Origin of the sequence: Roseobacter sp. TSBP12, assembly GCF_009129705.1 — a bacterium.
Lineage (GTDB): Bacteria > Pseudomonadota > Alphaproteobacteria > Rhodobacterales > Rhodobacteraceae > Celeribacter > Celeribacter baekdonensis_A.
This window is the reverse complement of the sequence record NZ_PYIB01000051.1, coordinates 1-22,297: the sequence shown is the minus strand read 5'-3', so window position 1 is coordinate 22,297 and position 22,297 is coordinate 1. Positions and strand designations below refer to the sequence as shown.

Sequence of the window (22,297 nt, the reverse complement as noted above, 5' to 3'; positions counted from 1 at the left end):
GGCTTTAGATCTGGGGGCATTATGGGGCCATGTCCGTATATCTGTTGGCCGGGATGTCGATCCGGCTGGGGCTGGGCATGTGCGTGGCAAAGCGGGTGCGAAGGGTGTGCCCTCCTGCGGTGATTTGAAAATAATCGTAGGGGCCGGGCCGATCAAAGGCGCAAAGATATTGAAAATGCAGGCGAAAAAATCGCCGCTTGAGCGCGTTCCACCGCGCGGGCGAGAGCGTATTCTTGAAAGCGGCAGAGATCACCAGCGGATATTTTTGATCTTTGGGTGCGACACCGGAGACTTTCACCGGATCGCACAGTGCAAAGGAACAGGGATCCCCCGGCGCCGTGACATCGAGCCAAAACAACTCCTCGCGCGCAGACAGGTAGGCCAAATCCCGGCGCAGGGCCTTGGCCTCGGGCAGGTAGGACACCATTGGCACCACCTGCCCCAGCGAGACGAACGACAATTCCGGACCATTGTCCGGCACATCACCCCTGCGGATAAGCTCCGCCAAAATCGACACGCCCACATGCGCGCCCGATGAATGACCGACGATCAAAACCTCGTCCCAGTCCTGGCGCAAGGCCTCGGCAATATCGGCGCGAAATTCCGCCATTCGAGTGACCAGCGCGGGCGGGTCCGCGCCGCGCCAACGCGCCGAAAACCCGTAATCATGCATCAGGTAATAGGCGAAAAACTTGCCATCCTGGCGTTTGAACCAGGTCAAAAGCGCATAGGCGAGGCCAAGCCCCGCCGCGATCCCAAGCCCCTGTATGAACGTCCCAAACCGCCCCGCCAGCGCGCTCACGCCCCAAAACAGGCCAAGCGCAACGCCAAGTTGCAACAGCAACACGCCAATCGGATAGAGCGCCGCCAAAACCGGCCCGCGCCGCAATTTCATCAATCGAAACAACGCGCCAGAGCCAATATAGGTCCAGGCCGTGCGGGCAAGGATCAGATAGGTGCGCAAAATCCCGGCGTCCATACTGTCTTGGACAATGTCCGACCAGACCAGCACGTCGATCTCGCTCTCGGTCTGCGCACCCTTAATAAGGCTGCGCACCGACCAGCCAAATCGCCTGCCTTTTTTGGCAGACAGGTCGATCTCATAACCGGAAATCTCCGCCTGCGCGCGGCTTTCTTTGCGATAGAGTTCGCGGTAGCGGCGCGGCGGGATCGGGTCATAGCCGGGGACGTAAAACACCCGCCGCCGCCTGACCTCTTGGTCTCCCAACTCACTGACTTGAACCGTCATGCCCGAACCCTTTGGCTTTCAAGCATCTTAGCGGGTAAATATGATGAAAATAAGCCCGAAAACGGCAGAGTTAACCAAGCTGGCTCAGCGCCGGGAAGGTTTCAAGCAGCCAATAGGACAGACGCGAAAATGCCCCCGTCAGCATCATCAGTCCGACCAAGACCAATAACCCACCCATGAGTTTTTCGATCACCCCCATATGGCGTTTGAGCCGGTTCATCAGACCCACGGCGCGGGTGATGAAAATCGCCGACAACAGGAACGGCAAGCCCAGACCAAAGGCGTAGGTGGCCAAAAGCATGGTGCCGCGCGACACCGAGCCCTCAGAGGCGGCCATGGACAGGATCGCGCCCAATTGTGGGCCGATGCAAGGCGTCCAGCCAAAGGCGAAAGCCAGCCCGAGGATATAGGCACCGAATGCCGTGCCGCCCTTGTCGCCGGCATCAAGGCGCGCTTCGCGGTCCAAGATCGGAATGCGAAACACCGACAGGAAATGCAAACCCAAAACCAGGATCACAACGCCGGAAATTTTGGCGAAAACCTCCTGATTTTTCAGAAAAAACATCCCGAACGCCGAGGCCGTGAAGCCCATGAACAAGAACACGGTGGACAGGCCCAGAACGAACATGATCGCGGGCACGATCGCCTTGCGCGATCCGCGTCCGCCACCGGTGAGTTCATTCATCGAAATGCCAGACATATAGGCCAGATAAGGCGGCACGATGGGCAAAACGCAGGGGCTCAAGAACGACACCATGCCAGCGGCCAAGGCCACGAGCATGGAGGGCAAGAGGGTTGCGTCAAAGAGATCGATTCCAAACATATCCTGCTCATGCCATGTCCGGGCGCATCTGGAAAGCGTCCGCTATGTCGCGCCCCCTCACTTTTGCGTTGGTGCGGTGCGCAGGCATACAAAAACGGCCGGGACTGACCCGGCCGTTTTGATCTATATTAGGTGGATTTAGCGTCCAATGCTCCACCAACCGCGGCGTTTCGGACCTTCATCCTCTGGCTCGGATGCGGTCTCGGGCGCGCTGGTGGCCTCAACCATCTCCGGGGCGGGCTCCGGTGCCGTTTCTGGCGCAGCTTCGGCCACAGGCTCGGCAACGGGGGCTTCCACAGCAACCTCGGCGACGGTCTCTGGCACGACCTCTGCAGCAACCTCAGGCAAAGCCTCAACTTGCGCGGCCTCAACCTGCACAGCCTCAACCGGGGCCTCAATTGGCGTTTCCGCCGCAGGAGCCTCCGCTTGAACCGCTGCCGCCTCCGCCGCTTTGGCGGCCTCTTCGGCCTCGCGTTCGGCTTTGGTCTTGCGTTTGCGCGGTGCGGGCTTCGGTTTGGCAACCGCAGCTTCACCTTCCCCCTCGGTCACAGGCTTTTTGGCCCGCGAACGTGTGGTTTTAGGCTTTGCCGCTGTCTTAGTCTTAGTCTCAGCCTCTGCCGCAGCTTCCGCACCCTCTTCCGCAACAACAGCGGGTTTGCGCGCCCGGCTTGTCCGTGTGCGCTTGGGCTTTTCAGCGGGGGCTTCCTCAGCGGCAGCCTCAGCCTCCGGTGCGACCTCGTCTTTGGTCTCTTCTTTCGTCTCTGTGACCTCTTCGCTCACCGGCGTTGTTTTGGTGCTGCGCGAGCGGGTGCGGGTGCGCTTCGGCTTTTCAGCCGGAGCGTCCTCAGCCGTCTCAGGCGCCTCCGAAGTGGCCTCAGCCGGCGCAGTTTCGCCCTCATCAGACCCGGTGTCGTCATTGGACTCACTGTCCTCATCCGACCCGTTTTCGCCCTCTTGCCCTTCAGGCGCATCGCCGGGTTTGCGACGACGACGACGGCGGCGACGGCGTTTCTTCGGCTTCTCTTCTTCGCCCGTGTCCTCGGTGGCATCCACGCTGCGCGGCTCTGACACCTCGACAGCCTCAGCCTCCTCACCCACGGCGTCGACCTGATCCTCCTCAGGCTCGACATAGTCGGCCATCAAATCGGCGGAGGCCGAAATCACGTTGCTCTGTTCGGCGACAATCACCCGGGTTGCGGTTTTGAACCGTTCGATGGTGAAATCCGGCGAGATCATGAACGGATCGGCCTCAAGACGCACGGCCATGCCGTAGCGCGCCTCGATTTGAGCCACACGTTCGCGTTTGATGTTGACCAGATAGTTGATCACCGCCACCGGCGCTTTGACCAAAACCTCGCGGGAGCGCTTGCGGGTGCCCTCCTCTTCGAGTTGACGCAGGATCGTCAGCGCCATGTTATCGTCCGAACGGATCAGACCCGTGCCGTGACAATGCGGGCACGGCTGGGTCGTGGCTTCCAACATGCCGGGACGCAGACGTTGGCGCGACATTTCCAACAGGCCAAAGCCCGAAATGCGTCCCACTTGAATGCGGGCGCGGTCGGTTTTGAGCTTGTCTTTCAGACGCTTTTCGACGGCGGCATTGTTGCGCCGCTCCTCCATGTCGATAAAGTCGATCACGATCAGACCGGCCAAATCGCGCAGACGCGCTTGGCGGGCCACCTCTTCGGCGGCCTCAAGGTTGGTTTTAAGCGCGGTTTCCTCGATCGAGCCTTCTTTGGTGGCACGACCGGAGTTGACGTCCACCGCGACCAGAGCTTCGGTCAAATCAATGACGATATAGCCGCCGGATTTGAGTTGCACGGTCGGGTTGAACATCGAACTCAGGTAGCTTTCGACCTGAAAGCGCGCGAACAACGGCAGGCTGTCGGCGTAATGTTTCACATTCTCGGCATGGGTCGGCATGATCATTTCCATGAAAGCCTTCGCTTCACGGAACCCCGCCTCGCCCTCCACAAACACCTCGTCGATGTCTTTGTTATAGAGGTCGCGGATCGAGCGTTTGATCAGGTCGCCCTCCTCATAGATTTTCGCAGGCGCTGTCGATTTCAGCGTCAGTGCGCGGATCTGTTCCCACATCCGTTTGAGGTAGTCATAGTCGCGTTTGATCTCGGTCTTGGTGCGTTGCGCCCCTGCGGTGCGCACGATCAGACCGGCGCCCTGCGGTACTTCAAGTTCGCCTGCGATCTCTTTGAGTTTCTTACGATCTGCGATATTGGTGATTTTACGTGAAATACCACCGCCACGCGCGGTGTTCGGCATCAAAACGCAATAGCGACCGGCCAGCGAGAGATAGGTGGTCAGAGCCGCGCCCTTGTTGCCGCGCTCTTCTTTGACGACCTGCACCAACATCACCTGGCGGACTTTGACGACCTCCTGGATTTTATATTTGCGCGGGCGCGGTTTGCGCACCGGGCGGAAATCATCCGACGTGTCATCGTCGGCCACGCTTTCGATGCTGTCGTCTTTGTCGGCGGCGGTTTCGGCGTCGTCTTCGTCGCCATCATCGTCGCCATGATCGTCACTGTCATCGCCTTGATCGTCAGCACTGTCGTCTGCCACGTCATCAGAGGTGGTGTCGTCCTCCTCCGCAGGCTCTTCCACCGGCGTGTCCTGTACGGCAAAGGCGGGCGATGTGCCCTCTTCGACCGGGCTGTGCCCGGAGGGGTCCGCGATCATGTCGTCGGCCTCGGAAGCCTCCGGTTCGATCACATCCATGCCGGAAATGCTTTGGGGAGCGCCGTTTTCTGTGGCGCTGTCTTGATCCGCATCCTCGCCCACGACCTCCTGGGTCTCGACCGCATCAGAGGATGTCACCTCTTCGGCCTTGGAGCGCGTGCGCGAACGGGAGCGGCGACGGGGGCGCTTCGGCTTGTCCTCTTCCTCTTCCTGCGCTTTCGCATAGGCCAATTCTTCGGCCATCAAGGCTTCGCGATCCGCAACCGGGATTTGATAATAATCCGGGTGGATTTCCGAAAAGGCCAGGAAACCGTGACGGTTTCCGCCGTAATCGACAAAAGCCGCCTGAAGCGACGGTTCGACGCGCGTTACTTTTGCAAGGTAAATGTTGCCAGCAAGCTGGCGTTTGTTTTCAGACTCAAAATCGAATTCCTCGACCTTGTTTCCGTCCACCACCACAACGCGGGTCTCTTCCGCGTGGGTGGCATCGATAAGCATCTTTTTAGCCATTGTTGTCTTTCGGCACCCACAACAGACGCGCCTCCCCTTCGGAGCGACGCGCGGGTTTGCGGGTGATGTTTTGAGGCGAGCGATCGTGCGGGCAAGGGCGCGGGGACGCAAGCGTCCCGTCTGTGCTCTAATCTTGCCTCGTCGCGTTGCATCGCGGTTCTTCTCCGGCACATCAGGCGCGCCCTTCGGCCCTGCCCTAGTCCCCATACAAATCCCCCTGTCCGGCTTGGACGTCAGGGGCGTTTCATGCCGCTGGATGTATCACGTCTGGCTTTGTCATGCCTGACCTTGTCTGCCCAGCGGCGGCATCGGTCTGCACTACGGGCGGGCGGCGTCGATGGGGTTCACTGATCTCAGATGGATCAAGGACCTCACAGGCGGCTCCAGCTCTCGCATGCAGCGAATGAGTCTCACGCGGTTTCCGGGGCGGCGTTTTCCCAAAGGACCCAATGGACCTCAAAGGGACACCAAGCCAGACCTGCGTCCTCCTATCAGTAGTGATCCCGCACCTCTATGACAACACGCAAATTTGCAAAGTGACATTTCACGTTGAAAATCGCGGAAAACATGTGCCCATCCGTGTGTCTATACATCCAAGCCGCCCGGCGGAACCCTATAATTTTCACCTTTTACCCGCCAGAGCTTAATAAATACTCACCTGATCCCGGCTCTCTGCCTCCGCTCTTGCACACCTCAGGCATCTGCGCTTTGCTGATCTCACCGTCCCAATCTCACGCGCCAATCTCGCTGTGCCCAAAGGAACCCGCAATGTCCCGCCCCCTGCTTATCACAGCCACCTTTTCCCTCATCATCGCCCTTCTCCCAACATTCTGTCAGGCCAAATCGCTTACCTGTGCGCCTGAATGGCATCGGGCCAATCTGACCAACTACACCTCCTACCCCGCCCCCGACAGCGAGGAATGCCTGGCCTATAATGGCTGTACCTGGGCGGGCCAGTTTTACGGCCTGGAGGACGCTCAGACCGAGGCATGGGTCGCCGCGCATAACATCGTGGCGGTGCATGAAAAGGATTGGGGCTGGCTGGGGATGAAGACACTGCGCCTGCGCCAAGGCGGGCATGAGATCACCGCTCAGGCCATCGACATTTGTTCAGATGCGGATTGTGACGGCTGTTGCACCAAAAACCTCGGCGGTGACGGCTATTTGGTCGACATCGAGGTCAATACCATGGCGCGGTTTGGCCCCGGCGAAGGTGTGGTTGACTTTCAGGTCTGTGACTAAGCCCCGCCCGATGATTGGCAGATCACGGGCGGGGCCAGAGGCGGTTACAGGTAATCGGCGCGTTGCAGGCTGTATTTGGCCATTTTCTCGTTCAACGTCCGACGTGGCAGGCAAAGTTCATCCATCACCGCGACGATAGAGCCTTTGTGACGGCGCATCGTGTTGTCGATCAGCATCCGCTCGAACGCTTCGACATATTCCTTCAACGGCTTGCCCTCTGTGGTCATGGTCTGCTGTTCCGGCGCGTCCGATTCTGACAAGAGCAGCGAGGTGATCGACCCCGACCCACGCCGGCTTTGCAGCACCGAACGCTCCGCCACATTGATCAATTGCCGGATGTTGCCGGGCCATGGTGCTTGCAACAATTGCGCCGCCTCCTGGGCCGACACTTCCGGCGCGTCGCAGCCGTATTCCTCGGCAAATTGTTGGCTCAACTGAGTGAACAGCGACAGGATGTCTTCGCCGCGCGCGCGCAGGGGCGGCGTGGTGATTTTCATCGCCGCCAAGCGGTAAAACAGGTCCGGGCGCATCGCGGACTCGCAGGTCCGGCCTTGTTCTTGCAGGTTGCAAATCGCGATGATCCGGGTTTCCGGCGGCGTGCCCTGTTCGTTGATCAGGGTCAGCAAACGCGCCTGAAGCGGCATTGGCATGGCCTCAATGTCTTCCAGCACCAAGGTGCCGCCACGCGCCTCTTCGAACAGCGGTTGAATCTGCCCATCCGGGTCGGGACCGAACAACCGTTTCGACAGATCATACTCATCCCGGCCAGCGCAGGCAAAGGTGATGAATTTTTTCGAGGCCCGCGCGCCAACCGCGTGCAAAGCATGGGCGATCAGTGTTTTGCCGGTGCCGGTTTCGCCGTCGATCAACACATGACCGTCGGCTTGGCCCAGATCCAGAATATCCTCGCGCAGACGCTCCATCACCGGGCTTGCGCCGATCAGCTTATTCATAATCCCGGTGCCATCGGACAACTCGCGCCGCAGCGCCCGGTTATCAAGCGTCAGCCGCCGCGCGTTGGTGGCCTTTTTCGCCAGTTCCGTCATCCGGTCCGGGTTGAAAGGTTTCTCCAGAAAATCAAACGCGCCGATGCGCATCGCTTCGACTGCCATCGGCACATCGCCGTGCCCGGTGATCATGATCACCGGCAGGCCGCTATCAACGCTCATCAGTTTCTTGAGAAACTGCATCCCGTCCATGCCCGGCATTTTGATATCGGTGATGACAACGCCGGGGTAATCCGACCCAAGCGCTTTCACCGCCTCCTCCGCCGTGGCAAAGGTTTCCGTGTCAAATCCGGACAGCGCAAGCCATTGGCTGATGGATTGGCGCATGTCTTGTTCGTCATCGACGATCGCGATTTTCATTGCCGTCGCCATGGTCTTTCCTCTTCTTTTTCGGCCCAAACTCTGGGCCTATTTAATCTGGGCCACTCTTAAGATGCGGCGTTACTGCGCCGCGTGTCTGCTTTCGCGCGACAGGGGTAGCACCATTTCAAAGGCCGCACCGCCCACCGGACGGTTGCGCGCCATCAATCTCCCCCCCAGTTCGGCGACAATCCCCGACGAGATCGCCAACCCAAGCCCGACGCCATCCCCCGGCGCCTTGGTGGTATAAAACGGTTCAAACAGCGTATCGAGATCCTCGATCCCGGTGCCATTGTCTCGCACGGTCACTGCGGCTTGGGTGCCGCCTGTGACCAATATTTCGATTTGGGGTTCCGATGCGGTTTTACAAGCATCAAAGGCATTTCTGAGCAGATTGACCAAGACCTGTTCCAACCGCACCCGGTCGCCATCGACGATCACCGGCTCGGGCGGCAGGGTGCGAATGATCTCGACCGAGCGCTGTTTGAGCTGGGGTTCCATCATCGAGAGCGCCGAGGACACGCACTCGCGCAAATCAATCGGCTGAAGCTGATCGGAGCCTTTGCGAGCGTAGGATTTCAGCTGTTTGGTGATCGCGGCCATGCGGTTGATCAGATCGTCAATCCGCCCAAACGAGGCCAGAGCCTCCTCGGATCGTTTGCGTTTGATCAACAGCCGCGCGCCGGCCAAATAGGTCTTCATCGCCGCCAAAGGTTGGTTCAATTCGTGGCTGACCGCCGCCGACATTTCGCCCAGCACGGCCAATTTCGACGATTGTGCCAAGGTTTGCTCGGCAACCTCAAGGCTTTTCTCCGCCCGCTTGCGTTCTTGAATCTCCCGTTCAAGGGCCGCGTTCAACAGCCGCAATTCGGCACTTTCGCGCTGAAACAGGCCCGCACGCGATACGGCGCGCCGCGAGGTCAGGTAAAACACACCAGACAGCAACACGGCAAAACCCATGATCTCAAGCGCCAAGAACCCGTTCACCCGTTCGCGCACAGAAGAATAGGCGGTGAATGAGGTCATCCGCCAGCCGCGAAACGGAATACGGCTTTCCAAACGCATCAAGGCCTCGCCGCCCAAATAGACTTCGGCGGGGTCCGGCGACCAATCGGTGGTGATCTGAAACGCGCGCTCAATCGCGGTTGGCGCGTCGGTGACAGCCAAGGCCTCGGTTTCGGTTTTCGAACGCCAACGCGGCTCGGTCGACAGGATGATCTGGCCTTCCGAATTGGCCACCACCACCGCGTCCGAAATCCCGGCCCATGTTTTCTCAAATCGCGCCAGATCGACCAGCACCACGATCACCCCGGCCAGCGCGCCATTGACATCAATCCGGCGGCTGTAAGTGAATTCATAAGCCCCGTTGTTCAGCTGGGTGGTTTTGAAAATCGTATCATTGGAGCGCAGCGCATCGACGAAATAGGACGATTGGCGATTGTTGGTCCCCAACAGCGAGCGATCCGTGGCCGCCACAACCCGCCCGCTTTCGTCCAAAAGCGTGATCCCCGCCGCGCCAATTTCCTGAATGTAGGAGATCAGATGTTGCGAGGTCTGGGCGAAATCGTTGGAATTGAGCGCACCGACCAAAACCGGATCGCGCGACAACAGGATCGGCACGATGGAATTGCGCTGAAGTTCCGACAGCAGGTTGCCGGAGTAGAGCGCCTGACGCACTTCGGCGCGGTTGCGCGTCAAAATGGTATAGCGTTCGGTCAAAAACAGGTTGGTGACCCAAATGACGCCAATGGCCGCCACGACAAACGCAACAAGCGCCAGCCGCCCGGCCCAGGTCATTGTTTTCGGCCTTTTCGGCCCCATCAGGTCGCGCTCACTCATGCAAGCAGAATACGCCCGCCCACCCCGGACCTGCAAGAGGTCGCGAGCGCGCATGCCGCGTCAAACCCAGCGGATTTTTGACGGTTTTCAACAATTTGAGCGGAGTTTCGCCACACAGAGGTCCATGGCGAGCCAGAGTTGACCCACCCTTAACCGGTTCAGGCCGAGACCACAGCCTCAAGCAGCGAGGTAAAGAACAAAGCCCCGTCCTCATTGCCATGTGCGGGCTCAGACGCCCGTTCCGGGTGCGGCATCATCCCCAAGACGCGGCGGTTGGGCGACAGGATGCCCGCAATGTCGCGATCCGATCCATTCGGGTTCTCAAGATAGCGGAACGCCACAAGCCCCTCGCCCTCCAACATGTCCAGCGTGTCGGCATCGGCGGTGAAATTGCCGTCGTGATGCGCGATCGGGATGCGGATGTGCTGACCCTGGGCGTAGGCGGAGGTATAGGGGCTGTCCGTGGTTTCAACGGCCAATCCCACCGTGCGGCAGATGTATTTCAAATTGCCGTTGCGCAGCAAAGCGCCGGGCAAAAGCCGCGCCTCGGTGAGGACCTGAAAGCCGTTGCAAATGCCAAAGGCATAGCCGCCGCGCTCAACGTGTTTCTTCAACGACGCCACGACGGGCGAGTTCGCCGCAATCGCACCGCAGCGCAGGTAATCGCCATAAGAAAAGCCCCCCGGCACGCCGACAACATCGACACCCTCGGGCAAGTCCGCGTCCTTGTGCCAAACCATCGTGACATCCGCCCCCGCGCGTTTGAGCGCCGTGTACATATCGCGGTCACAGTTCGATCCGGGGAATTGCAGAACGGCGGCTTTCATCGGCAGAGCTCCTTGGCAGATAGGCAGATGGGAGGCATTCGCCCGCCTGATACGATGGGACGGGGTTTGGATCAAGTGGAGATCAGCCCAGATTACCCCCGCGTCACCCGGACTTGCCAACAATTGTTGCGCGCGGAACGGATGTCGACGAAAGCAATGTCCTCGCGGGTCAGCAATTCGGCGCAATAGGGTTTGATCTCGGACTGTGGCGTGATCCGCCCGGTGCCGTACACAATGCGTTCCTCGGCATTATAGGCTTTGATCAGATAGTCCGGCGAGCTGGTCAACACCTGCGGGATTTCCGAACTGAAGTAAGGCGGGCATTCGGCGGCGCACAGAAAGATCGGCCCGGTTTCGGCATAGGGTTGCGGCGCAGAGAACGGTCGATGCGCGCAAATCAGCATCCCCGCCCCTTTTGGCACATGGCACAAACAATGCCGACACGGCGCGGCGTCATAGGGGTTCAACACCCGCTCAGGCGTCTGGCCATTGGCATCCGGTTTGCCAAGGCGCAGCGCATGGGCGGTGAGGGTGGGCAGTCCTTGAAAGATCATCGTAACGCTCCTGTGTGGATGTGCCTCAGACCTAAAAAACCACCCCTCATTTGGCGACCCGGATCCTGTGGAAACGGATTTGGGGACCGAAGCGCCGTGACTTGCGGAGGACGGGGCTTGACCAAACAAGAAATGCAACTGGGAAAACCCAATTGCCCAACAAAAAACCGCCCCCAAGGGAGCGGCTTTTCAATGTTTTACAGACCCAACTCAGATCAGAGCATGGTGATCCGGTAGCTTTCGATCACCGTGTTGGCCAAAAGCTTGTCGCACATCTCTTTGATCGACTCTTCCGAGGTGCCATCGGCCAGATCCAATTCGATCACCTTGCCCTGACGGACCTCGTTGACGCCCTCAAACCCAAGCGCGCCGAGCGCGTGTTGGACGGCCGCCCCCTGAGGGTCGAGAACACCGGTTTTCAGCATGACGTCGATGCGGGCTTTCATCGTGGGCAATCCTTTAGGAAGTTAGTTGATCAGGGTCGGCTTGTCGCCGATCGGGCCGTTCGTGGGCAAAACGCCAAGGCGGCGGGCCACTTCGGAGTAGGCATCGGTGAGCGAGCCCAGGTCGCGGCGGAACACGTCTTTATCAAGCTTTTGTCCGCTTTCGATGTCCCACAACCGGCAGCTGTCCGGCGAAATCTCATCGGCCACGATCAGGCGCATGAAATCGCCGTCCCAGACCCGGCCAATTTCGATTTTGAAATCAATCAGTTTGATGCCAACGCCATACATCACGCCGGACATGAAATCATTCACCCGCAACGCCAAAGCGACGATGTCGTCGAGGTCCTGCTGCGAGGCCCAACCAAAGGCGATGATGTATTCTTCGGGCACCAAAGGATCGCCCAAAGCGTCGTCTTTGTAGGAAAATTCGATGATCGGACGCGGCAGGCGCATCCCCTCTTCGAGACCCAGACGTTTGGCCATGGACCCCGCGGCAAAGTTGCGCACGATGACTTCGAGCGGAATGATCTCGCACTGGCGGATCAACTGCTCGCGCATATTGAGGCGTTTGATGAAGTGGTTCGGCACGCCGATGGCGGTCAGGCCGTTCATGAAAAACTCGGACAAGCGGTTGTTCAACACGCCCTTGCCTTCGATGGTGGCGCGCTTCTCGGCGTTGAACGCGGTGGCGTCATCTTTGAAATACTGGATCAGCGTGCCCGGCTCCGGACCCTCATAAAGAGTCTTTGCTTTGCCTTCATAGATTTTTTTACGGCGCGCCATGGGGCCTCCAAAAGCTGATGGGCCGGGAATCATCGCGACCGGCCTCTTTATGCCGCTCTTTAGGGCAAGGGAACGCCGGGAGCAAGTTCGGCGCCATATTTGCCCCCGCCAGAGCGGAAAACTCTGTCCAAACGCCACCTGCCCCATGCCAACACGCTGTGTCCTTTTAAAGTTTTTGATAAATATTCATTCATGCGTCTTGATATGTCGCAAAGATAAGTCCCATATTTTAAGTAAGATCAGCAGTTGAGGAGGAGCCAACAATGACCACATTTGACGACCGCGAAGCCGCATTTGAATCCAAATTTGTCCATGACGCCGAGACCCAATTTCGATTGGAGGCCCGTGCGAACAAAAAAATTGCGCTTTGGGCCGCCGATATTATGGGCAAATCCGCAGCCGACGCTTTGGCCTATGTGGCGGAGGTGATCCGCGCCGATATGCAAGAATCCGGTGCCGAAGATGTGATCGCCAAAGTCGCCGCAGACCTCGGCGCGCGCTCAACCGCCGCAGCGATCCGCGAAAAATATGCCGCCTTCCTGGTCGAGGCTCAACAAGAGATGATGCAATAAGTTTGGCGTAGTGCCGATCCGACAAGCCCGGCTGTGGTCGGGTTTGGTGGTTATCGTTCAGCCCCCAACAGACACCGTCAATCACTGTGTCAATCACAGTCAATTTTAGCATCACGGCCCGCAGTCATCCTGCGGGCCGTTTTCACATCTCCACCTCAAACACAGTTCTATTTGCCGGTCTATTTGCCGGTTTTGGCTGCGCCGCGCTCAAATTGAACGTGGATTAATCGAATCTTGGCAAACCGGGACTATTGCTCACAGACCAATCATGTGTGCGCTTGATCCCCCCAGCGCGCCAGAACCCGACCTCAGGCTCAGCCCAAAAGGACCACCTTCGCCATGCGCCACAGCCCGTTCGACATCGAAGAGGCCCTTCGCGTCCCCGATCCCGTGCGCTCGAAGTCCAAGCCGGTGCGACCGCAACTCGGGGTGAAACCGGGGGTGACACAGGGGGCGAAACCAGAGAAGACGAACGGCCTGCGCGCACTTTTGGGCAAACAGCTTTTGCCGCTGGCCATGACCCTGTTCATCGGCTGGCTGGTCTGGGGCAAGATCGCCCATCTCGACCTTGCCGCCATTGCCGCGTCCATCACCACGATTGGCCCCGGTCAATGGGGCCTCGCCGGGCTTGCCACAATGGGCAGTTTCTGGGCCGTCGGCCAATATGACCGTGTGCTGCATGCTCAGCTCGGCACCGGCATTTCCGCCCGTGCGGCACGCCTTTCTGGCATTGCGGCAATCGGATTGTCGCAATCCTTAGGCTTTGGCGCTTTGACGGGCGCGTTGATCCGCTGGCGGATGTTGCCGGAATTGACGCTTTGGCAGGCCGCACGCCTCTCTGCTGCGGTCGCGCTCTCCTTTTTGGCCGGTTGGGCCGTGGTCGCCGCCGTCGCGGTGCTGGCCTTTCAACCGGATATCCCGTGGATGAAATCGCTCGCCACCGGGGCGATTGCTCTGGCGATTGCGATGGCTGTGATTTCGGTCTACCCGCCCGGACCGTTGGTGCGTGTGCCGTGGCCCAGCCTGCGCGCCATGGGCACGGTCATCGGTCTGGCCGCCTGTGACACCATCCTCGCGGGCCTTGCCCTTTATGCGCTGATGCCGCCTGAGGTGTCCCTTGCCATCGGCCAAACCATTTCCGCCTATCTGTTTTCACTGGGCGCTGGCATCATTGGTTCGACACCGGGCGGGGTCGGTCCATTTGAGGCCACGCTGGCCTCATTGTTGCATACAATTGAACTTGACCAGCTTTTGGGCGCGGTTTTGGCGTTTCGTTTGGTCTATTACGCCCTCCCCGCCATGCTTGCCGGGCTGCTGATCTTGCGCGGACCCCGCTCCTGCTCGCTGTCACGCGAACCCGGTCTGGTCAAAACCAAAAGCGCACCCTACCTCACACCCGAAATGGAAATACAGCTCTTTTCCGCCCCGCGGGCAGAAGCCAACCTGTTGCGCACACGCGATTTTTCCCTTTTGACCTCGGAAAAGGGTCGCCCCTTGGGCCTTGCCGCCCCGATTGGCCAATCGCTTGTCATGCTCTCCGATCCGATTGCTGCACGGGGCTGCCCGTCTGCCGCCCGCGACGCCCTGTCTCGTGCCGCGCGGATGCGCTACCGCATGCCCGCGATTTACAAATGCGGCGCGCGCATGGCCGCCTCGGCGCGCAAGGCGGGGTGGAAAGTCCTCCCGACAGCACAAGAGGCGTGGCTCGTACCCGCTCGGTTTTCGCTCGAAGGCTCAAAAACCCGACAACTGCGCCGGGTCATCCGCAAGGCCGAAGAGGCGCAGATCAAAGTCCGCGAAGGCGCCCGCGACCTGCCCCTCGCAGACATGGATCGCGTGGCACAGGAATGGCTCGGCATGCGCGGCAAGGAGCGCGGGTTTTCCATGGGCACCTATGACCGCGGCTATATTTCCTGCCAAAGGGTGTTTCTCGCCTATCAAGGTGAAAATCTTGTGGCCTTCATTTCGCTACATGAAAGCCGCCATGAGATGACGCTGGATCTGATGCGCGCGGGATCTGCGGCCCCGGATGGCACAATACAGTTGCTGATCATCGAGGCCATTCGCGCCGCTGCCGCCTATGGCTGTCCGCGCCTGTCCTTGGCCGCCGTGCCCTGGGACGGTCACGACGATGACGCTTTGACCCGTTGGCTTCGGGGTAAGTTCCTTGCCAAATCGGGGGCTGCGGGTCTGCGCCGGTTCAAATCCGCCTTTGCCCCACAGTGGGAAACGCTCTACCTCGCCGCCCCGTCTCGCTTGGCGCTTGCGGTGGCGGGTATGGATATTTTGCGCCGGGTGACCGCACCTCCGCCCAGACCCACCGCGAACCCGATGAAAGCCTCACGCTTTGCCACCCACCGCACCCTGCATCTGTTTCGCCGCCGTCCCACTGGTGCGGGTTGAGGCGAACACGGCGCATCCCTTCTGTTCGCTCCTGGTCGTGCGAATGTGCAGCACGCTCATGATCTTTATGACCTGATTGAATTTGATAAATCGGGCCAGACATGGCACATGGGCTACAAACCCCCGGTCGGGCCGCCCGTCCGGGACCTTTTTCTTTGTCGCGCGCCCTCGCGCCCCCTTATTCAGTCCCCCGGAGCCGCCATGACCGACGCCCCCCTGCCCAACGCCCTCTCCAAACTTCTCGAAACCCGCGATTGGCTGATGGCTGATGGGGCGACGGGCACAACGCTGTTCAACATGGGCCTGTCCTCTGGCGACGCGCCGGAGCTTTGGAATGTCGACAAACCCGAAAACATCACCCGGCTTTATCTGGGCGCAGTCGAGGCCGGGTCTGATATTTTTCTCACCAATTCCTTTGGCGGCACCGCCTCGCGCCTCAAATTGCACAAATCCGAACACCGCGTGCATGAGCTGAACAAAGCCGCCGCCGAAATCGGCCGCAACGTCGCTGATCGTGCCGGGCGTGTGGTGATTGTGGCCGGGTCCATGGGCCCGACCGGAGAGATCATGGAACCGATGGGACCGCTGTCTTATTCTGCCGCTGTCGAGATGTTCCACGAACAGGCCGAGGGGCTGAAAGCCGGTGGCGCCGATGTGGCGTGGATCGAAACCATCTCTGCCGCCGACGAATATAAAGCCGCCGCAGAAGGCGCGACTTTGGCCGGGCTGCCCTGGGTCGGCACGATGAGTTTTGACACGGCGGGGCGCACGATGATGGGCGTCACCTCGGCGCAACTTGCGGATATGGTTGAAAAAATGCCAACGCCTCCCGTAGCCTATGGCGCCAATTGCGGCACCGGCTCGTCGGATTTGTTGCGTACGGTTTTGGGCTTTTCAGCACAAGGCCATGAGCGCCCGATCATTGCCAAAGGCAACGCAGGTATCCCACGCTACATGGACGGGCACATCCATTATGATGGCACGCCCGAATTGATGGGCGATTACGCCTGTATGGCGCGCGATGCCGGGGCGACGATCATCGGCGGCTGCTGCGGCACCACGCCCGAACATCTGCGCGCCATGAAAGAGGCGCTTGAAACCCGTCCGCGCGGCGAACGTCCAACGTTGGAACAGATCACCGCGAAACTCGGCGGCTTCTCTTCGACCTCAGATGGCACTGACGACAAAGGCCCCGCCAAACGCGAACGCTCCGGCCGTCGCCGGGCCCGCGATTGATCCATAGAGGAAAATGCAGATGACCCGCCCGGTCTCAGAACAGGCTCAATTGATCGCCCGCTTTGGGCGGCACCGCGAACAGATCCTGTCTGAGCGCGGGCAGCTTTGTCATGAGGCCGGTGCGGTTGAGCGAGATGTCAAAGCGTTGCGCCATGAGTTCGGCCCATTCGCCCTCGCCTCTCATCCGCTTGCCCCAATGGCTGTCATACACTTTACCGCCATGCAGCTCGCGCACGCGGTTCATCACCCGCTGCGCCCTGTCGGGCACATGGGTGGCCAGCCAATCTTCGAACAGGGGCGCGACTTCCAAAGGCAGACGCAACATGATGTAGCCTGCGGCCTTGGCGCCGTGACTGGCGGCGGCGCCCATGATGGCCTCCAGCTCGTGATCGGTCAGCGCCGGGATGATCGGCGCAATCATGACGCGCACGGGGATGCCCGCATCGGCCAAAAGGCGCATGGTTTTCAACCGCCGCGCCGGCACCGGAGCCCGGGGTTCGAGTTGCCGCGACAGGCGCGAGCCCAGCGTGGTGACGGACAGACCGACCTGCACCAGCCCCTTGGCCGCCATCGGTTTCAACAGATCAATGTCGCGTTCGATCAACGTGCCTTTGGTGGTGATCGTGAGCGGATGATTGTGCGCGGACAGCACCTCAAGCAGCCCGCGCATCACCCGATCACGCGCCTCAATCGGTTGGTAGGGATCGGTGTTTGTACCGATGGCAATCGGGGCCACAGTGTAAGATGCGGCGCTGAGTTCACGGGCCAAAACCTCCGCTGCGCCCTTTTTGCGGGTCAGTCGGGTTTCAAAATCCAAGCCCGCAGACAGCCCGAGATAGGCATGGGTGGGCCGCGCGAAACAGTAAGAACAGCCGTGTTCACAGCCCCGGTACGGGTTGATCGAGCGGTCAAACGGAATGTCGGGACTGTCGTTGCGGGTGATGATTTTGCGCGGACGTTCGTCCACGGTCGTGGTGCGCGCGATGGTTTGCTCAAGCTCGGCATCCCAGCCGTCGATAAAGGTTTCACGCGCCAGCCGTTCAAACCGGCCGCTGGCATTCGACTGTGCCCCGCGCGCCTTGGGCACCAGCCCAAGCGGCAGCGTATCGGCAAGCAAATCTGGGTGTTGAGTGGAATCATGAGCCATGCCCAAAATGTAGAACAAAATGAGAACATATGCCAATCCCCATTGCGCGGGACTTGGCAGAAATCACCGCACACACAGGCGCAGTTTGGCCCTGTCCAAGAAGGAAATGCAGATGTCTGACAATGAAGACGACCTGATCCTGTCCGATCTCAACGACGATGAATTGACCGAACAGATGATGGATGACCTCTATGACGGTCTGAAAGACGAGATCGAAGAATCCGTGCGCATCCTGTTGGAGCGGAAATGGACCCCTTACGACATCCTGACCAAAGCGCTGGTCTCGGGGATGCAGATCGTCGGCGACGATTTCCGCGACGGGATTTTGTTTGTCCCCGAAGTGCTGCGTGCGGCGCAGGCGATGAAGGGCGGCATGGCGATCCTGAAACCGCTTTTGGTCGAAACCGGCGCGCCAAAAATGGGCAAAATGGTCATCGGCACGGTCAAAGGCGACATTCATGACATCGGCAAAAACCTTGTGGCGATGATGATGGAAGGCGCGGGATTTGAGATCATTGACCTGGGCATCAACACCGAGGCCGCGAGTTACATTGGCACGGCAGAGGCCGAGGGCGCGGACATTATTGGCATGTCCGCCCTGTTGACCACGACCATGCCCTATATGAAAACCGTGATCGAGAGCCTGACCACACAGGGTCTGCGCGACAAATATATCGTGCTCTGCGGCGGTGCGCCCTTGAACGAAGAGTTCGGTCGGGCCATCGGCGCGGATGCCTATTGCGATGATGCGGCGATTGCGGTGGAAACCGCGAAACGCCTGATCGCCGCGCGCCACAATCAACTCTAACCACGTGCCCACGACCGCAGGAGCCAGACATGAAAATTGACAAATTGGCCTTAATCCTCGTGGTCGTGGGCGGCGCAATTTTAGGGACGCTGTGGTTGGGATCCATGATTTTGGCCAGTTTGCAAATGCCCCTGATGTGGCCTGTGGTGATCGTCGCCCTCGTCGTGGGCTATATCGCATGGCGCGTTCTGGAGGACCGTCTGTCGAGCGCCGAAGACGATCATTACGACAAAATTGAAAAGTAAAAGGGTCTATAAATGCTTGTTTTGACAACTGAAACCGTCGCCGGGAGTGAGGTGTCCGTCTCTCTTGGACTGGTGCGCGGATCGACCGTGCGGGCCAAACACATCGGCTCTGACATTGTCGCATCCCTGCGCAATATCGTCGGCGGCGAGGTGAAAGAATATGCCTCCCTCTTGGCCGGAGCCCGCGAACAGGCGATGGATCGGATGATCGCAGAGGCCACAGCACTTGGCGCAGATGCGATTGTCGCGGTGCGGTTTCAAACCTCGGCCATCGCCCAATCGGCGTCTGAGGTCATGTGCTATGGGACCGCGGTCAAACTGAAATGAACCCCGTTCCGCTCAGTGATGAGGCCCTGCGCGATCAGGGCCTCGATCAGGTCGGCACGGGCAAGACCTTGGTCATCGCCTGTGGCGCTTTGGCCCGCGAGGTCTTGGCCCTGATTGCGGCCAACGGGTTGGATCATCTGACGCTGACCTGCCTGCCCGCGATCTTACACAACACGCCCGAAAAAATCACCCCGGCGGTCGAGGCCGCGATCCTCAAGCACCGTGGGAAATATGACCATATCCTCGTGGCTTATGGGGATTGTGGCACCGGCGGGCAGTTGCAGAATTTATGTGAGAGATACGGGGCAGAGATGATCTCAGCCCCGCATTGTTACTCGTTCTTTGAAGGGGCCGAGGCTTTTGCCGCCCATGGCGAAGTCACGAGTTTCTACCTGACGGATTTTCTCGCCCGGCAATTTGACGCCTTTGTGTGGAAACCGTTGGGGTTGGATCGCTACCCGGATTTGCGTCACATGTATTTCGGCAATTACGAAAAACTGGTCTATCTGGCGCAAACCGAGGACGCGGATTTGACCGAGACGGCGCGCGTGTGTGCCGACCGTCTGGGCCTGACATTCGAACGTCGCTTTACCGGCTACGGCGATCTTGAACGGTTTATCCGCGCCTGATGCGATTACGCTGTGGCTCTGGTCGCCGTTTCGCGAATGCGGGTGACCATGGCCCGCAGCCCGTTTGAGCGTTGCGCAGACAGGTGTTCGTCCAATCCCAGCCGCGCCAATTCCGCAGGGGCATCGACAGCCATAACCTCGGGCAAACGCAACCCCGCGTACAGCTCATGCAAGATTGCGATCAGCCCCTGCACGATCATCGCATCCGAGGCTCCGACAAAGTCAAACCGCCCCCCCTCGATGGTCGGCACCAACCAGACTTGCGAGGCGCAGCCTCAACCTTGGTCGCGGGCACTTTGAACGCGTCATCCAAGGGGGCGAAGGCTTTGCCCATCTCGATCACATGGCGATAGCGGTCCTCCCAATCGTCCAGAAACTCAAAGGTTTCAACGATGTCTTCAAAGCGCTCCGTCGCCATCGGGTCTCTCCTTGTTCCGTTGATCCTTCACATAAGGCGTCAGGGGGAGAAGGTCCAGCATCCGCGCCGATTGCGACCCTTTTCAAGCCCGCTGTTTTCAGGTAGCCCTTGGGCAAAGAGATTTATGGGGAGAGGCCCGATGCGGCGTCAGGTGATTGTTTCTGGGTTGGTGCTCATGCTGGTAACGGGCTGCGCCTCGATCAAAGAGTCGCGGATCAACCCTCTGAACTGGTTTGGCAAATCCGAACCGGTCACCGTGTTGAATGATGGCACCGCTGTCACCGTCCTGCCCTCCTTGGCGCCGCGCAAAGGCTATCCGAACTTCGTTGATACCCGGCCCTTGGCGCCGGCCATTTCGGATGTCAACGTGGTCAAATCGGCCTCTGGTGCCATCATCACCGCCACCGCAACCCTGCCCACGCTTGGCTATTTCGACGCCGAACTGGTCCGCGTGGCCTCTGCGGATGCCTCTGTCGCCGCCTATGACTTCCGCCTGCGCCCACCGACCTCCGCCGCGCCCACGGGCACCGCCGCACAACGTCGGATCACCGCGGCCAAATCGCTCTCGAACGAAGATCTTGCGGGCATTCGTACCATCCTCATCAAAGGGGCCGCAGGCGCACGTCAAGTGCGGCGCTAAAACGGCACGGGCCGCGCTCTGGCCCGCCTTTACATCCCGGCTTTGCCAAGACATCCTGCGCCTCGACGAAACACCTAAGAGGCGCGCGATGTCCCCCAACTCCCCCCGCAATATCATCATCGACACCGATCCGGGCCAAGACGACGCCATGGCGATCCTTTTGGCGCTTGGCTCGCCCGAAGAGGTGAACGTCCTCGGCATCACCGTGGTCGCCGGAAACGTGCCTTTGGCATTGACCGCGAAGAACGCGCGCAAGGTCTGCGAAGTGGCCGGGCGGCCCGATGTCAAAGTGTTCGAAGGCTGCGACCGCCCGCTGGCGCACACGTTGGTGACGGCGGAGCATGTGCATGGCAAGACCGGGCTGGACGGTATCGAATTGCCCGATCCAGTGATGCCGCTCCAGGATCAAAACGGCGTCGATTTCATCATCGACACGTTGCGAGCGGAACCTGCGGGCACGGTGACGCTCTGTCCTTTAGGGCCTTTGACCAATATTGCGACAGCATTCAACAAGGCGCCGGATATTATTGAAAAGGTTCAGGAAATCGTTTTGATGGGAGGTGCATATTTTGAAGTCGGCAATGTCACTCCTGCCGCCGAATTCAACATCTACGTTGACCCGGAAGCCGCTGATATTGTGTTTAAATCTGGCGTTCAACTGACCGTTATGCCACTCGATTGCACCCATAAGGTGCTGGTGACCGCGCCGAGGCTTCAGGCCTTTCGCGACTTTGGCACCCATCTGGGCGATGTTGTGGCCGGGTGGCTGGACTTTTTTGAGCGCTTCGATGTCGAAAAATATGGCTCGCTGGGCGGCCCGCTGCATGACCCGACCGTGATCGCTTATCTGATCAAGCCCGAGTTGTTTTCGGGGCGGTTTATCAATGTCGAGATTGAAACCCATTCCGATCTGACCCGTGGCATGACCGTTGCCGATTGGTGGGGGGTCACAGACCGCGCGCCAAATGCAATGTTTATGGCGGAGGCTGATGCGGACGGTTTTTTCGCGCTTTTGACCGAAAGGGTGGCGCGGCTGAACGGATGAGCTAAGTAAACGCGTGACACGAAACGGAGGGCGCGACATGGTCCAATTTGACAACAGCTACGCCCGACTGCCGGAGCGGTTTTATACCAAGATCGCCCCCGAAGAGGTGCCCGCCCCCGAGATGGTGCTGTTCAACGCAGAGCTTGCGGCGCAGTTGGGTGCCTCCGATTGGGACGCATCGGTGTTTGCCGGAAATGTGATCCCGGACGGGGCCGATCCTCTGGCACAGGTCTACGCCGGGCATCAGTTTGGCGGTTGGTCGCCACGTTTGGGCGACGGGCGCGCGGTGTTGTTGGGTGAGGCTGTCACAGAGCATGGCCGATTTGACATCCACCTCAAAGGCGCGGGCCGCACCCCCTATTCGCGCAATGGCGATGGGCGGGCGTGGATCGGTCCGGTGTTGCGTGAATTTATCGTCAGCGAATTTATGCATGCTGCGGGGGTTCCGACCACGCGCGCCTTGGCCGCCGTGCGCACCGGCGCGCGGGTG

Annotated in this window: 21 protein-coding genes and 1 pseudogene; 11 read left to right on the top strand and 11 right to left on the bottom strand. The window is 59.6% G+C overall.

The genetic code is table 11. The features are described 5' to 3' along the window. Window positions 1-19: 19 nt before the first annotated feature. From C8029_RS15375 to C8029_RS15365, 3 genes are all read right to left on the bottom strand, one after another. Window positions 20-1,249, bottom strand: a complete 1,230-nt coding sequence (locus C8029_RS15375; protein ID WP_152003229.1) for a hypothetical protein — start codon at window positions 1,247-1,249, stop codon at window positions 20-22. A 70-nt stretch (window positions 1,250-1,319) separates the two neighbouring features. Next, window positions 1,320-2,072 carry a cytochrome c biogenesis CcdA family protein gene (locus C8029_RS15370; protein WP_009571324.1) on the bottom strand — a complete coding sequence of 251 codons (753 nt, stop codon included), beginning with the start codon at window positions 2,070-2,072 and terminating at the stop codon, window positions 1,320-1,322. A gap of 138 nt (window positions 2,073-2,210) precedes the next feature. Continuing rightward, the gene (locus tag C8029_RS15365) at window positions 2,211-5,279 is read right to left on the bottom strand and encodes an Rne/Rng family ribonuclease (RefSeq protein ID WP_152003228.1); all 3,069 of its coding nucleotides are present in this window, start codon (window positions 5,277-5,279) and stop codon (window positions 2,211-2,213) included. Between the two features lie 768 nt (window positions 5,280-6,047). Here C8029_RS15365 and C8029_RS15360 point away from each other — a divergent pair. Then, window positions 6,048-6,521 carry a hypothetical protein gene (locus tag C8029_RS15360; protein WP_009571326.1) on the top strand — a complete coding sequence of 158 codons (474 nt, stop codon included), beginning with the start codon at window positions 6,048-6,050 and terminating at the stop codon, window positions 6,519-6,521. A 44-nt stretch (window positions 6,522-6,565) separates the two neighbouring features. Here C8029_RS15360 and C8029_RS15355 read toward each other — a convergent pair whose 3' ends face one another. The 6 genes from C8029_RS15355 to purC all read right to left on the bottom strand — a co-directional run bounded on the left by C8029_RS15355 (window position 6,566) and on the right by purC (window position 12,337). Next, window positions 6,566-7,900: a sigma-54-dependent transcriptional regulator gene (locus C8029_RS15355; RefSeq protein ID WP_009571327.1), complete on the bottom strand. Its 1,335-nt coding sequence runs from the start codon at window positions 7,898-7,900 to the stop codon at window positions 6,566-6,568. Between the two features lie 69 nt (window positions 7,901-7,969). After that, the gene (locus C8029_RS15350; RefSeq protein ID WP_009571328.1) at window positions 7,970-9,685 is read right to left on the bottom strand and encodes a sensor histidine kinase; all 1,716 of its coding nucleotides are present in this window, start codon (window positions 9,683-9,685) and stop codon (window positions 7,970-7,972) included. Between the two features lie 200 nt (window positions 9,686-9,885). Continuing rightward, window positions 9,886-10,554, bottom strand: coding sequence for a phosphoribosylformylglycinamidine synthase subunit PurQ (gene purQ, locus C8029_RS15345; protein WP_152003227.1), 669 nt, complete (start codon window positions 10,552-10,554; stop codon window positions 9,886-9,888). 92 nt (window positions 10,555-10,646) lie between these two features. Continuing rightward, window positions 10,647-11,108 (bottom strand): DUF1203 domain-containing protein, encoded by a 462-nt coding sequence (locus C8029_RS15340; protein ID WP_152003226.1) that lies wholly within the window; start codon window positions 11,106-11,108, stop codon window positions 10,647-10,649. A 215-nt stretch (window positions 11,109-11,323) separates the two neighbouring features. Continuing rightward, window positions 11,324-11,554 carry a phosphoribosylformylglycinamidine synthase subunit PurS gene (gene purS, locus C8029_RS15335; protein ID WP_074640423.1) on the bottom strand — a complete coding sequence of 77 codons (231 nt, stop codon included), beginning with the start codon at window positions 11,552-11,554 and terminating at the stop codon, window positions 11,324-11,326. Window positions 11,555-11,575: 21 nt separating this feature from the next. Beyond that, window positions 11,576-12,337, bottom strand: a complete 762-nt coding sequence (purC, locus tag C8029_RS15330; RefSeq protein ID WP_009571332.1) for a phosphoribosylaminoimidazolesuccinocarboxamide synthase — start codon at window positions 12,335-12,337, stop codon at window positions 11,576-11,578. 263 nt (window positions 12,338-12,600) lie between these two features. On the opposite strand from purC, the gene C8029_RS15325 reads away from it, so the two are divergent. The 3 genes from C8029_RS15325 (at window position 12,601) to bmt (ending at window position 16,548) form a co-directional block, all read left to right on the top strand. Then, a complete protein-coding gene (locus C8029_RS15325) occupies window positions 12,601-12,909 on the top strand; it encodes a DUF1476 domain-containing protein (protein WP_009571333.1) in 309 nt (102 codons plus the stop codon). A gap of 339 nt (window positions 12,910-13,248) precedes the next feature. After that, window positions 13,249-15,312 (top strand): phosphatidylglycerol lysyltransferase domain-containing protein, encoded by a 2,064-nt coding sequence (locus C8029_RS15320; RefSeq protein WP_009571334.1) that lies wholly within the window; start codon window positions 13,249-13,251, stop codon window positions 15,310-15,312. 201 nt (window positions 15,313-15,513) lie between these two features. Next, window positions 15,514-16,548, top strand: coding sequence for a betaine--homocysteine S-methyltransferase (bmt, locus tag C8029_RS15315; protein WP_414632327.1), 1,035 nt, complete (start codon window positions 15,514-15,516; stop codon window positions 16,546-16,548). 34 nt (window positions 16,549-16,582) lie between these two features. On the opposite strand, the gene C8029_RS15310 is transcribed toward bmt, so the two are convergent. Further along, on the bottom strand, window positions 16,583-17,695 hold the full coding sequence (locus tag C8029_RS15310) for a PA0069 family radical SAM protein (RefSeq protein WP_193217664.1): 1,113 nt from the start codon (window positions 17,693-17,695) through the stop codon (window positions 16,583-16,585). A gap of 112 nt (window positions 17,696-17,807) precedes the next feature. Between C8029_RS15310 and C8029_RS15305 the strand changes: the two genes are divergently transcribed. Genes C8029_RS15305 through C8029_RS15290 form a run of 4 tightly spaced genes read left to right on the top strand, consistent with a single transcriptional unit; the run spans window position 17,808 to window position 19,704 of the window. Further along, a complete protein-coding gene (locus C8029_RS15305; protein WP_009571337.1) occupies window positions 17,808-18,503 on the top strand; it encodes a cobalamin B12-binding domain-containing protein in 696 nt (231 codons plus the stop codon). 29 nt (window positions 18,504-18,532) lie between these two features. Continuing rightward, the gene (locus C8029_RS15300) at window positions 18,533-18,748 is read left to right on the top strand and encodes a hypothetical protein (RefSeq protein WP_009571338.1); all 216 of its coding nucleotides are present in this window, start codon (window positions 18,533-18,535) and stop codon (window positions 18,746-18,748) included. Window positions 18,749-18,760: 12 nt separating this feature from the next. Continuing rightward, window positions 18,761-19,075 carry a YbjQ family protein gene (locus C8029_RS15295; protein ID WP_009571339.1) on the top strand — a complete coding sequence of 105 codons (315 nt, stop codon included), beginning with the start codon at window positions 18,761-18,763 and terminating at the stop codon, window positions 19,073-19,075. Then, complete coding sequence (locus C8029_RS15290) at window positions 19,072-19,704, top strand: DUF1638 domain-containing protein (protein WP_009571340.1); 633 nt, start codon at window positions 19,072-19,074, stop codon at window positions 19,702-19,704. Before C8029_RS15295 ends, C8029_RS15290 begins: the two co-directional genes overlap by 4 nt. Window positions 19,705-19,709: 5 nt before the next feature. On the opposite strand, the pseudogene C8029_RS15285 reads toward C8029_RS15290, so the two are convergent. Continuing rightward, window positions 19,710-20,122 (bottom strand): annotated as a pseudogene (locus tag C8029_RS15285) (SufE family protein). A gap of 139 nt (window positions 20,123-20,261) precedes the next feature. On the opposite strand from C8029_RS15285, the gene C8029_RS15280 reads away from it, so the two are divergent. The 3 genes from C8029_RS15280 to C8029_RS15270 form a co-directional block, all read left to right on the top strand. Next, on the top strand, window positions 20,262-20,762 hold the full coding sequence (locus C8029_RS15280) for a hypothetical protein (protein WP_152003224.1): 501 nt from the start codon (window positions 20,262-20,264) through the stop codon (window positions 20,760-20,762). An 88-nt stretch (window positions 20,763-20,850) separates the two neighbouring features. Beyond that, a complete protein-coding gene (locus C8029_RS15275; RefSeq protein WP_152003223.1) occupies window positions 20,851-21,807 on the top strand; it encodes a nucleoside hydrolase in 957 nt (318 codons plus the stop codon). Between the two features lie 37 nt (window positions 21,808-21,844). After that, window positions 21,845-22,297 (top strand): protein adenylyltransferase SelO family protein (locus tag C8029_RS15270; protein WP_193217663.1); only part of this gene is annotated, 453 nt, incomplete at its 3' end.

Excerpts from the sequence above, each read along its gene's own strand:
- C8029_RS15340 (WP_152003226.1), bottom strand. The coding sequence starts at position 11,108 with ATGATCTTTCAAGGACTGCCCACCCTCACCGCCCATGCGCTGCGCCTT.
- C8029_RS15275 (WP_152003223.1), top strand. The coding sequence starts at position 20,851 with ATGTCCCCCAACTCCCCCCGCAATATCATCATCGACACCGATCCGGGC.
- C8029_RS15310 (WP_193217664.1), bottom strand. The coding sequence starts at position 17,695 with ATGGCTCATGATTCCACTCAACACCCAGATTTGCTTGCCGATACGCTG.
- C8029_RS15320 (WP_009571334.1), top strand. The coding sequence starts at position 13,249 with ATGCGCCACAGCCCGTTCGACATCGAAGAGGCCCTTCGCGTCCCCGAT.
- bmt (WP_414632327.1), top strand. The coding sequence starts at position 15,514 with ATGACCGACGCCCCCCTGCCCAACGCCCTCTCCAAACTTCTCGAAACC.
- C8029_RS15295 (WP_009571339.1), top strand. The coding sequence starts at position 18,761 with ATGCTTGTTTTGACAACTGAAACCGTCGCCGGGAGTGAGGTGTCCGTC.
- C8029_RS15300 (WP_009571338.1), top strand. The coding sequence starts at position 18,533 with ATGAAAATTGACAAATTGGCCTTAATCCTCGTGGTCGTGGGCGGCGCA.
- C8029_RS15290 (WP_009571340.1), top strand. The coding sequence starts at position 19,072 with ATGAACCCCGTTCCGCTCAGTGATGAGGCCCTGCGCGATCAGGGCCTC.
- C8029_RS15350 (WP_009571328.1), bottom strand. The coding sequence starts at position 9,685 with ATGACCTGGGCCGGGCGGCTGGCGCTTGTTGCGTTTGTCGTGGCGGCC.
- C8029_RS15325 (WP_009571333.1), top strand. The coding sequence starts at position 12,601 with ATGACCACATTTGACGACCGCGAAGCCGCATTTGAATCCAAATTTGTC.
- C8029_RS15305 (WP_009571337.1), top strand. The coding sequence starts at position 17,808 with ATGTCTGACAATGAAGACGACCTGATCCTGTCCGATCTCAACGACGAT.
- C8029_RS15355 (WP_009571327.1), bottom strand. The coding sequence starts at position 7,900 with ATGGCGACGGCAATGAAAATCGCGATCGTCGATGACGAACAAGACATG.
- C8029_RS15370 (WP_009571324.1), bottom strand. The coding sequence starts at position 2,072 with ATGTTTGGAATCGATCTCTTTGACGCAACCCTCTTGCCCTCCATGCTC.
- purC (WP_009571332.1), bottom strand. The coding sequence starts at position 12,337 with ATGGCGCGCCGTAAAAAAATCTATGAAGGCAAAGCAAAGACTCTTTAT.
- C8029_RS15360 (WP_009571326.1), top strand. The coding sequence starts at position 6,048 with ATGTCCCGCCCCCTGCTTATCACAGCCACCTTTTCCCTCATCATCGCC.
- purQ (WP_152003227.1), bottom strand. The coding sequence starts at position 10,554 with ATGAAAGCCGCCGTTCTGCAATTCCCCGGATCGAACTGTGACCGCGAT.
- C8029_RS15375 (WP_152003229.1), bottom strand. The coding sequence starts at position 1,249 with ATGACGGTTCAAGTCAGTGAGTTGGGAGACCAAGAGGTCAGGCGGCGG.
- C8029_RS15365 (WP_152003228.1), bottom strand. The coding sequence starts at position 5,279 with ATGGCTAAAAAGATGCTTATCGATGCCACCCACGCGGAAGAGACCCGC.
- C8029_RS15280 (WP_152003224.1), top strand. The coding sequence starts at position 20,262 with ATGCGGCGTCAGGTGATTGTTTCTGGGTTGGTGCTCATGCTGGTAACG.
- purS (WP_074640423.1), bottom strand. The coding sequence starts at position 11,554 with ATGAAAGCCCGCATCGACGTCATGCTGAAAACCGGTGTTCTCGACCCT.